A 395-nucleotide genomic window follows, 5' to 3' on the forward strand; every position below is an offset into this window, starting at 1 on the left:
GCTTGGTATCGGTCAGCTCAACGGTGTTCTGCCCGGTGTAGAAGCCGAAGGTGGATTTTTCCAGGTTGCTGGCCACGGTCAGGCCAGCGAACTCGGCGTTGAACGGCGCGCCATTGGCATCGACTACGTCCAGCTTGAGGCTGTTCATGTAGCCATCCACCTTGACCTTCTTGCCCTCGGCGGTGCTGTCAAAGTCCAGGTTCAGACCCGAGAAGTTCACCGAGGAGGTCTCGTCCTTGAACTCCAACGGCAGCAATTCGAGGTTGCCGGTGACCGAACGGCTGTAGCCGATATTGGCCACGCCTTTGAGCGGCGACACGTCTTTGGCAGCGGCGAACCATTTTTCGGTGGTGGCGTTCTTTTCCAGTTCGAAATGACTGGTGGCCATGACCGGC

At 58.2% G+C, this 395-nt stretch carries 1 protein-coding gene; it reads right to left on the reverse strand.

The window, feature by feature from the left end:
• On the reverse strand, window positions 1-395 hold a 395-nt coding region (locus SOP95_RS31955; protein ID WP_323609586.1), incomplete at both ends, for a DUF945 family protein.

Origin of the sequence: Pseudomonas sp. YuFO8 (assembly GCF_035065025.1) — a bacterium.
GTDB lineage: Bacteria > Pseudomonadota > Gammaproteobacteria > Pseudomonadales > Pseudomonadaceae > Aquipseudomonas > Aquipseudomonas putida_AE.